The organism is Kluyvera sp. Awk 3 (genome assembly GCF_028069715.1).
GTDB classification, from domain to species: domain Bacteria; phylum Pseudomonadota; class Gammaproteobacteria; order Enterobacterales; family Enterobacteriaceae; genus Kluyvera; species Kluyvera georgiana_A.
Genome location: NZ_JANEWH010000158.1, coordinates 1 through 9,578, shown reverse-complemented (window position 1 = coordinate 9,578; position 9,578 = coordinate 1). Strand labels below are relative to the sequence as shown.

Genomic DNA, 9,578 nt, shown 5'->3' with positions numbered 1-9,578 from the left:
TTACTGGATAGTTGCTTCGCGTTACAAAGAAAGCGGCAAACTTCTGCTTGCCTTAGTGATTGATAGTCAATGATAAAAATTATTCTTGCGTATGCGATCGTCTCCCTCGCGCTGGTAGCAACCGGGGCATTAGGGGCGGTGGTATATAGCAATGCAGTCTCCATAATCACGAACGACTGTTATCACTCATAACAATTAAAACCTGAAAATAATTTATAATTAACGCTCCCGAAAATATTACGGGAAGAACGTTAAACATTTATTCAGGTGACGTTCTGGTCTATATAAAAAATAAGGTTAATGATGAAAGCAAAAATAATGCTGTTAGCCGTTGTGGCAAGCTCGGCGATTCTTGCGGGTTGCTCTACCCCGGCACAGCGAATGGCGGCATGTGAGGCGCAAGGTATTTCTAAAGATACCTGCTATTTATCCGAACAAAACAGACAGCAAGGGATCAACAACGCGGCCATGACCGCGGCGTATGCCAACGCGGCCAACGCGACTCGCACTCACGACGCGGAACAACACGCGCAGGCGGCGCACGTCGCCGATCCCATGCGTGAAGCGACGCTCTCTTCTAATGTGCTAAAAGCAACGCTGTCGAACGGTTTCTTCTCGGCGACGATTAATGGCAAAAAAGCCGTTGTGAAGCGTATTAACAACAATTTTTATGAAATTCACGGAGCGGGCTATATTATTTCCGTCAGTATGAATGCAGACGGCATTGAAAGCGCATCGTGGAATAAGACCCATGGCCGTGAAAACGGCATGCTGACCGTCAAACAATAAAAATGGATACAGGGAGGCAGACGCCTCCCTTATTCTGTTGGCGCTACTCGGCGGCGTTCTCACGCAGCGCTTTAAGCAGCAGCGTAAAGCAGGACTCAATTAGCGGCGGCAGCGTCTGCGGCCCGCGCATTAGCGCCACCGTACGCGTCAGCGCTGGTTGCTGAAGCTGCGCGACCCGCAGCGTTGGGTCCTCAAGGTGGGTGGTGTAAAGCTGCGGCAAAATCGCCACCGCCAGCTGCGAGCGCACCAGCCCGTACAGCGTTTCGATATAGTCCACCTGATAGCGCGTATTCAACGTCAGCCGCTGGCTTTCAACCAAGGCCCCGACCAGCCGCTGCACGTTCCCTTTTGAGAATACCGCAATATCGCGCCCCGCCAGCAGTTTCCACGGTAAATGTGGCTGCCCGGCTAGCGGGTCGTCCCTGTGCAAAACCGCCACCAGCGGATCTTCACGCAGCGGGAAGAGCTGCAAATCAGCCGGCAGCGAACTGTCGATGGCGCCGACGCCAAAATCAATTTGCCCGCTTTGCAGGTCGCCAACCATGGCATCGTTGGTGCGATCGTGAAATTCAACGCGCAGACGCGGGAACGCCTGTGCCAGCATCTTCGGCAGCAAAGGAAATAACAGCGAACTGACCGACGGCACCAGCCCAATGCGCACCGTTCCATCGCCGCCCGCCTCGACGATTTGCTGCATATCCTGAAACGCCGTCTGCGCCACGCTCAGCACCCGCTGGGCATGGGGCAGTATCGCCGCCCCCAGCTCGGTTAACGTCACCGCCGAAGCGGTACGATTCACCAGCTTGCCGCCAAGCACCGCTTCCGTCTGCCGCAAAGCGCTGCTGAGCGCCGGTTGGCTAATGGCCAGACGATTCGCGGTGTCCGTAAAGTGACGCAGTTGGGCCAGCGTGACAAAATACTGCAGTTGTTTAAGCGAGAGCGCGGGCAATCGCTGCCAGGGTTCGGTCATGTTGTGCTTCACTCGTGACGATCACGCAGAATAAGCCGAAGTTATCAGGTGATAAGTTTTTTCATCTGGGCAACCGTTTGCTCTGCCCCTAAAGTAGCGCACATTATCCCTGTGCCGGAGATGTTATGTCCAGCAATGCTGAAAACCGCCGCCGCGCCGTTCAGGCCGCTCGTGGTGAAGTTCCGTTCGACCTGCTGCTCACCGATGCTTACATCGTCGATATGGCGACGGGTGAAATTCGCGAAGCCGACGTAGGTATCGTCGGCGATATGATTGCCAGCGTCCACCCGCGCGGTAGCCGCAGCGACGCCCTTGAACGCCACTCCCTGCCCGGTGAATTCCTCTCTCCCGGCCTGATGGACACCCACGTACACCTGGAAAGCTCACATCTGCCGCCGGAGCGCTATGCCGAAATTGTGCTGGCGCAGGGAACCACCGCCGTCTTCTGGGATCCCCATGAGCTGGCCAACGTGCTGGGCGTGGCAGGCGTGCGCTATGCCGTAGAGGCGAGCCGTCATCTGCCGTTGCAGGTGATGGTTGCCGCGCCGTCCAGCGTCCCGTCGACGCCGGGTCTGGAAATGTCGGGTGCCGAATTCGCCGGCGCGGAAATGAACACCATGCTCGGCTGGCCGGAAGTGCGCGGCGTGGCGGAAGTGATGGATATGCACGGCGTGCTGCACGGCAGTTGCCGCATGCAGGAGATTGTGCAGGCGGGGCTGGACAGCGGCAAACTGATCGAAGGCCACGCTCGCGGGCTGAGCGGCGCCGATTTGCAAGCCTATCTGGCCGCAGGCGTCACCTCAGACCATGAACTGACCTCCGCTGACGATGCGCTGGAAAAGCTGCGCGCCGGGCTGACGCTCGAAATTCGGGGTTCCCACCCTTACCTGCTGCCGGATATCGTCAAAGCATTGCAAACGCTGCCGCATCTCTCTTCGCAGATTACGGTCTGCACCGACGACGTGCCGCCGGATATGCTGCTGGAAAAAGGCGGCATCATCGCCCTGCTCAATTTACTGATTGAACACGGACTGAGGGCCACCGACGTTCTGCGCTTCGCCACGCTGAACGCCGCCATTCGTCTGCAGCGAAACGATCTGGGGCTGATTGCCGCCGGTCGCCGCGCGGATCTGGTGGTCTTTGATTCGCTGGATAAACTCTCCGCCCGCGCGGTCTACGTCGCCGGGAAACAAATCGCCCGCGACGGCAAGCTGCTGGCAGCGATTCCCCCGGCCCCTGGCGTGACGCCGCCGCGCAATACGCTGCACCTGGATCCACTCAGCGCCGATGACTTCGCGTTGCGAGTTGGCCGCATTCAACACGGCGTCGCGCGGCTTCGCCACATCCGCGGCGCGCGCTTTACCCAATGGGGCGAAGTGGACGTCGAGATCCGTGACGGCCAGGTGCAGATTCCCGACGGATTTAGCCTGATTTGGGTTAAGCATCGTCATGGCCGACATGCCGCCACGCCGCAGATTGCCCTGCTGGAAGGCTGGGGCGAACTGCGCGGCGCTATCGCCACCAGCTACTCGCACGACTCGCACAACCTGGTGGTGCTGGGCCGTCACCCCGAAGATATGGCCCTGGCAGCCAATCAGCTGATCGCCTCGGGCGGCGGCATGGCGCTGGCGCAAAACGGCGGCATTCTGGCCCACGTGGCGATGCCGATTGCCGGGATGCTTTCTGACAAACCCGCCGACGAGCTGGCCGCGGAATTCCGCAATCTGCGCGATCTCAGCGCGAAGGTTGCCGACTGGGAGCCGCCGTATCGGGTCTTTAAGGCGATTGAAGGCACCTGTCTTGCTTGTAACGCCGGACCGCATTTAACCGATTTAGGGCTGACCGACGGCACCACGCGACAGATTGTCGACCCGGTCATTTCATCACAACACACAGCACAACAATAATCATGGGAGCGCCACATCATGGCCGATAATACCCTTAACTCCACCACCTCCGGGAGCTGGTTGGAACGGCGCTTTGCGCTTTACTCGCGCGGCAGTTCGCTGCGTACCGAATGTCTGGCGGGCATCACCGGCTTTCTGGCCGCCGCCTATCTTTTAGTGGTCATTCCAGGCCTGTTGGCGGTAGGCGGAATGGATAAAGGGGCGGCCACCACCGGTACCATTCTGGTGTTCGTCGGCGGGACGCTGCTGATGGCGTTTTATGCCAACCTGCCGTTTATCGTCGGCCCCGGTATTGGCGGGTCGGTGCTGGTAGGCGTGACGCTCGCGGGCAGTGAAAACATCGGCTGGCCGATTGGCTTAGGTATTGCCTGCTGGTCAGGGATCCTCTTTTTCCTGTTAACCAAATTCGGCCTGCGCGAAGTCGTCACCCGCTCGGTACCGCAGTCGATAAAGCTCGGATTAACCGCCTCTATTGGCCTGTTTGTCGCGGTGCTGGGGTTCCGCAACGCCGGGTTGGTGCTGGCGAACGCCAAAACGAACGCGTTAATGTTAGGCGATTTCCTGGCTCCTGGCGCGCTGGTCGCGCTGTGCGGGCTATTTCTGGCCATCGCTCTGCAGGCGCGACGCATTCCAGGCGGCATTCTGTGGGCCATTTTATTTGCCACGCTGGTCGGTATTCCGGCGGGCGTCACCCGTCTGCCAAACCACTTTATCGATGTGCCGCATTCACTGACGCCCGTGCTAGGCCAGATTGATATGCTGGGAGCGCTCAATATCGCCTTCCTGCCGTTCCTGTTTGTCTTCTTCGCTTCAGAGTTCTTCTCCACCATGGGCACTACCCTGGCGGTCGGCGGTGAAGCCGGGCTGCTGGATGAAGAAGGCAATATGCCGCATATCAATCGTCCGTTTATGGTCGACTCGATTGCCGCCGCGGTAGGGCCATGGCTGGGGATCCCGGCGGCCACCGCGCTGATTGAATCTTCAGCTGCGGCAGAAGCCGGAGGCAAAACCGGCCTGACGGCGCTGGCCGCGGCGGTGATGTTCCTGCTGATGCTGCTGTTCACCCCGGTGGCGCTGATGATCCCGAAAGAAGCCACCGCGCCAGCATTGATTCTGATTGGCCTGAATATGTTCAGCGGCCTGCGCAAGGTCGATCTGGCCAACTTTACCGACGGTCTGCCGGTGCTGATGATGGTGATGATCACGCTGATTGCCAACAGCTTCGGTACCGGGATTGCCGGTGGCCTGCTGTTTTACATCGTGATCAAGACAATCGCTGGTAAATGGCGCGAGATTCCTGTCGGATTGTGGGTGCTGGCAGTGCCGCTGGTGTATTACTTTGCGACGCTGGTGCGACACTAATCTTGCAGGCCCTATCAGATGAGCGTGGCAAACACGCTCGTCTGGTGGGGAGCAGAATTATCACGCTGAATTAATTGTAATTTTTTTCAAATCTTGATGACGCCCACCATCAGTAGATAATATATTTTCAGTTTACAAAGAGGCTGAAAATATTATGCCAGAACAATCAGACATTAAGCTAAGACCCCTTGAACGCGAAGATTTGCGCTTTGTGCACCAGCTCGATAATAACGCGAGCGTGATGCGCTATTGGTTCGAAGAACCTTATGAAGCCTTTGTTGAACTAAGCGATCTTTACGATAAACACATCCACGATCAGAGCGAACGCCGTTTTGTCATTTCGTATAATGGCAATAATGCTGGTCTGGTGGAGCTGGTTGAAATAAACCATATTCATCGGCGAGCTGAATTCCAGATTATCATCTCACCGGAATATCAGGGCAAAGGCCTGGCGACACGCGCCGCTAAGCTGGCGATGGATTACGGTTTTACCGTCCTGAATCTCTATAAGCTCTATCTCATCGTGGATAAAGAGAACGCGAAAGCCATCCATATTTATCGTAAGCTTGGTTTTATCCAGGAAGGCGAGTTAATACATGAGTTTTTCGTTAACGGCGAATACCGCAACACGATACGTATGTGTATTTTCCAGCATCAATATTTAGAGAATAATAAATCGACGGGTGGCTTGCTGAAACCGACGGCGCAATGATGACGAACATCGTCTGATATGGGCTACCCGCACCGCCGCGGAAAGCGGCTGGCGGTGCGGGTTCATCTGACGATGATTAACGTAATGACGACGCCGCCATCCTGACCCAGGTATGCCGCTTACCGCGCACCGCCATCGACAGCGTATACACGGCCTGCGGGTCGGCCATCCCTGCCACGCCGGCATCACCAAAGTTGTAAACATCGGCACCGCAGCGTTTGCTGGCGAGAGCAATCTCACGCACCGTGGCTTCATCCGCCCCTTCCTGACTGCTGCTAACGGTGGTGATGGCCATGCCGCCCGCCGCGCGAATAGCCGAAAGTACTCGCTCAATGCGGGCTTCCGATGCGCCGCGGCAGCTGGAAGGAGCAGGAACTATCACCCCATCCGCACCTGCTGCAACATAATCCGCGTACTCGTCCGCCTCTGCCACTCCTGTGCCGTAGAACTTCGCCACCAGAATGAGTCTATCCGTTAGCGCGCGCAATTGGCTTACCGCTTCCCTTACCCGCGCAGCATCCACGCCCGGTTTGTCGTAAGCCGTCAGGCAATAAAAATCGGCCTCGGTAACCAGTCCGAGATGAAGCGGATCCCAGCCGCGAGGGTTATCCGGCGTATTTTCCGCCAGCACTTCCAGACTCACGCCCACCAGACGTCCCGTTAGCTGTTTGAAATGACGCAGCCCATCGCAGCCCTGAATACGCTGACTCTGGCAATCCATTCCTTTCACCAGCAGCATATCGGCGCCAAACGCGCACAGCAGCTCACCGTTAGTCACCTCGCCATACAGCGGCGACGCACCTGCGGCGACTTCCGCCATAATCACTCGCCCCTCGGATGCCATAATGGCCTGCTTTAACGCCGCCGCCGTCACCGGCTCGGCGAAGTCGCTGGCGCGACAGTTGAGTATTCTTTGCATAGTCGTCCCTTAGTCTAAAACCAGAAGTGAAGGCGATGGCTGGCGGAATGCCCCCTGCAGTATTTCCAGGTTAGTTAATGCCTCCTCTTCACTGACGTAATTCGCCGCGCCAGCGGTCAACGTGGCAAAAATGGCATCGTAAACGCGCCCGTAATCCCCCTTTACCGACGCAATATGTTCAATATGACTGACTCCCTGTTGATCAACGTACTCCAGCAATGCCAGCTCCTCACCTTCCGCGAAGTGCTTGTCATTTGGCATCACGCCGTTTTTCAGGCAAGTTTCCTGTTGGTCAATCTGATAACGAACAAACGAACCGCGCGTACCGTGGACCAGGAATTTCGGATAAGGCGTCTTCACCAGATGGCTGGTTTTGATGATGGCTTTCATATCACCGTAAAATAGCTGCGCCTCGAAGGTATCATCCGGGTTAGCTGGCTGGCGAAGATGCCGCAGGTGATAAAAGACCTGCTGGGGGCGGCCAAACAGCGACAGCATCTGGTCAAGCGTGTGCACGCCCAGGCCATAAAATGCGCCGTCGAAGTTACCGCCGGGCTGATGCTCGGCGTCTGGGCGGAAGTAGTCAAAGTGGCTCTCCACCTCCACAATCTCGCCCAGCTTGCCGCTTTCGATGGCCTGCTTCATGGTTAAGAAACAGCTATCAAAACGACGGTTCTGGAACGGCGTCACCAGAAGCCCTTTTTCTCGAGCCAGCGCAAACAGCGTCCTGGCTTCTTCCGGCGTGGTGGTGAACGGTTTTTCCACCAGCACGTTTTTGCCGTGTTCAAGGCAAAGTTTTGCGTAATGGAAATGGCTATCCGGATGGGTACAGACGGTCACCAGGGTTATATCCGCATCATTCAGGATATCCTCAACCTGCGAAGTAAAAGCGATGTCCCGGTAGGCCGCTTCCTGTTCCCGATCAGGATTTCGCCGCTGATCATAAATACGCTTAACGTTAAATTTATCTTTACGGGCCAGAACATAAGGTAAATGGTAGCGCGTCGCGCTTTTACCAAAACCAATAAACGCACTGTGAATCATCGTATAACCTCCTGTTAAATTCCGTTGATGCCCGCCAGTTGGTTTGCCGCCTCTTCAATGGCAGATTTACCGTCCAGCTTGCTAAAATATTGTTTATTAATCGGGAGTACCGGGCAGGCCGCATGTATATTTTCAATAATACTATCCTGCATATAGACAACCTGCGGTCCTAATAAAATCAGGTCAGCCTTGTGATATTCCTCTTCGATACGCCCAATATTGACAGCGTAGATCGTTAACTCGTAACCCTGTTCCTTCGCGTACTGCCCCATCTTTTTGGCCATGATCGATGTCGACATACCTTCATTACAGGTCAGGATGATGGTTTTATTATTCAGCACCTCGAGGCCATTTAATTCAGGCGTATCTTCGATGGTGGTTGCGGTATTATCTGAAGACAGCGTATTGACCAGCGCTTCAACTTTGTTTTTCAGCATCGTGCGTTCATAGGCCATTAAGAACGGCAAATAGATCATTACCCCTAATGCTAAGAGCAGGAGCTGTAGCAGCACGTTGCGGAAATCACCTCCCGACCCTAACCAACCTGAAAGCAGCGGCGGAACCGACCACGGTACATAGGCGACAATACGTGAGACCATGCCAAACTCGGTGGCAAAATAGGCAATAATAAAGTTAATCTGCGGATAAATAATAAATGGGATCATAATTAACGGGTTGTAAAGCACCGGGAAACCAAAAATAACCGGCTCGTTAATATTGAATAATCCCGGCGCCAGCACGGTTCTGCCGAGCTTTTGATGACTGGAGATTTTGCTGCGCAGAAAGACCGCAATCAGCAGCGCCAGCGTACTTCCGGTTCCCCCCATATGGCCGTAAAGGTCGCGGAACGGCAGCACGATAATATGCGGTGGCACTTCGCCTCTGGCAAAGGCGGCCATGTTTTCCTGCATCGCCACCAACAGAGGCGGCTCCAGAATCGGGTTAATAATGCCTGACGGATGAATACCCAGCGAAAACAAGAAATTGGTTAAGGTGGTCAGCACCAGAAAGCCTGGCAGGTTAGTGGTTAAATGCACGAGCGGCGCCTGAATGATGGCCTGGATTATCTCATGCACCTCTTTCCCCGTACTCACCTTCACCACCGACGCCACCAGCGCAAAGGCCAGCACCACCAGCATAATCGAGAACATTGACTGGAAAGACTGTGTCACCATCGGCGGAACTTCATCACCCATGCGAATTTGTAGCCAGCGGGTTTTCGCTATCCACAAAAACAGATCGGTGGCAATCACGGCGGTAATAATTGCCATAAACACGCCGCCGGCGTTGGTGAGCCCCTGAGAAATGACGCCGCTGACCTGCACCGCTTCGGAAGCATTCACAGGAACAACGGATAATGTTCCTGGCATCAAGACCAGAAATGCCGCTAATGAGACCATCGCCGGGATCATCGGCGCGGCAAACTTACGCTTGCTGGCAATACTCCAGGCAATTAATACCACCAGCATCAGCGACAAAATATTCATGGTGCCGTTCAGTATGCGATCGCCGACGCTCCTCAGCGCCGCCATCGTCTCGGCGGAAACCCACTGTCCGATAAACCCTTTTGCGTCCAGAAAAACAAAGTTCACCATAATAAAAAGCCCGGCTAACACCAAAAAGGGCACGGTGATAATGAAACTATCGCGTAGGCTTCGGAGATGAACCTCCGACGCCATTTTCTGCGATATATCAGTAATTTTCGTCAATATCGTGGTCTGACTCATGACTTTTCCCTTGCAATGAAAACAACCCCCTGCGCGGAGTTAGCACACCCGTTGACAAGACTGCTCGCTTCGCCGAGATCGGAATCCCCTCCTACGCACCGCCGTTGCAGAATGAAACTCGCCCATAATTAAGTCAATCCCTTTATTT

At 55.2% G+C, this 9,578-nt stretch carries 8 protein-coding genes; 4 read left to right on the top strand and 4 right to left on the bottom strand.

Annotated features, from left to right (window positions below; translation table 11 throughout):
* Positions 1-303: 303 nt before the first annotated feature.
* Positions 304-789 carry a hypothetical protein gene (locus tag NNN71_RS21655; RefSeq protein ID WP_271459311.1) on the top strand — a complete coding sequence of 162 codons (486 nt, stop codon included), beginning with the start codon at positions 304-306 and terminating at the stop codon, positions 787-789.
* Between the two features lie 43 nt (positions 790-832).
* Here the strand turns inward: NNN71_RS21655 and NNN71_RS21650 are convergent, their stop codons facing one another.
* Positions 833-1,759, bottom strand: coding sequence for a LysR family transcriptional regulator (locus tag NNN71_RS21650; protein WP_223802974.1), 927 nt, complete (start codon positions 1,757-1,759; stop codon positions 833-835).
* Between the two features lie 125 nt (positions 1,760-1,884).
* Between NNN71_RS21650 and NNN71_RS21645 the strand changes: the two genes are divergently transcribed.
* The 3 genes from NNN71_RS21645 (at position 1,885) to speG (ending at position 5,740) form a co-directional block, all read left to right on the top strand.
* Positions 1,885-3,666: an adenine deaminase gene (locus NNN71_RS21645; RefSeq protein WP_167575453.1), complete on the top strand. Its 1,782-nt coding sequence runs from the start codon at positions 1,885-1,887 to the stop codon at positions 3,664-3,666.
* 18 nt (positions 3,667-3,684) lie between these two features.
* Positions 3,685-5,028: an NCS2 family permease gene (locus NNN71_RS21640; protein WP_167575452.1), complete on the top strand. Its 1,344-nt coding sequence runs from the start codon at positions 3,685-3,687 to the stop codon at positions 5,026-5,028.
* Positions 5,029-5,182: 154 nt separating this feature from the next.
* Positions 5,183-5,740, top strand: a complete 558-nt coding sequence (gene speG / locus NNN71_RS21635) for a spermidine N1-acetyltransferase (protein ID WP_163449368.1) — start codon at positions 5,183-5,185, stop codon at positions 5,738-5,740.
* Between the two features lie 76 nt (positions 5,741-5,816).
* On the opposite strand, the gene NNN71_RS21630 is transcribed toward speG, so the two are convergent.
* From NNN71_RS21630 to NNN71_RS21620, 3 genes are read right to left on the bottom strand one after another with little or no spacing between them, the layout of a single operon-like run.
* On the bottom strand, positions 5,817-6,659 hold the full coding sequence (locus NNN71_RS21630) for a DUF7916 family protein (protein ID WP_271459310.1): 843 nt from the start codon (positions 6,657-6,659) through the stop codon (positions 5,817-5,819).
* 9 nt (positions 6,660-6,668) lie between these two features.
* Positions 6,669-7,703, bottom strand: a complete 1,035-nt coding sequence (locus NNN71_RS21625) for an oxidoreductase (RefSeq protein WP_223802977.1) — start codon at positions 7,701-7,703, stop codon at positions 6,669-6,671.
* 14 nt (positions 7,704-7,717) lie between these two features.
* Complete coding sequence (locus tag NNN71_RS21620) at positions 7,718-9,382, bottom strand: PTS transporter subunit EIIC (RefSeq protein ID WP_271459312.1); 1,665 nt, start codon at positions 9,380-9,382, stop codon at positions 7,718-7,720.
* Positions 9,383-9,578: the final 196 nt, after the last annotated feature.

Coding starts and splice junctions, on each gene's coding strand:
- NNN71_RS21655 (WP_271459311.1), top strand. CDS start 304: ATGAAAGCAAAAATAATGCTGTTAGCCGTTGTGGCAAGCTCGGCGATT.
- NNN71_RS21650 (WP_223802974.1), bottom strand. CDS start 1,759: ATGACCGAACCCTGGCAGCGATTGCCCGCGCTCTCGCTTAAACAACTG.
- NNN71_RS21645 (WP_167575453.1), top strand. CDS start 1,885: ATGTCCAGCAATGCTGAAAACCGCCGCCGCGCCGTTCAGGCCGCTCGT.
- NNN71_RS21640 (WP_167575452.1), top strand. CDS start 3,685: ATGGCCGATAATACCCTTAACTCCACCACCTCCGGGAGCTGGTTGGAA.
- speG (WP_163449368.1), top strand. CDS start 5,183: ATGCCAGAACAATCAGACATTAAGCTAAGACCCCTTGAACGCGAAGAT.
- NNN71_RS21630 (WP_271459310.1), bottom strand. CDS start 6,659: ATGCAAAGAATACTCAACTGTCGCGCCAGCGACTTCGCCGAGCCGGTG.
- NNN71_RS21625 (WP_223802977.1), bottom strand. CDS start 7,703: ATGATTCACAGTGCGTTTATTGGTTTTGGTAAAAGCGCGACGCGCTAC.
- NNN71_RS21620 (WP_271459312.1), bottom strand. CDS start 9,382: ATGGCGTCGGAGGTTCATCTCCGAAGCCTACGCGATAGTTTCATTATC.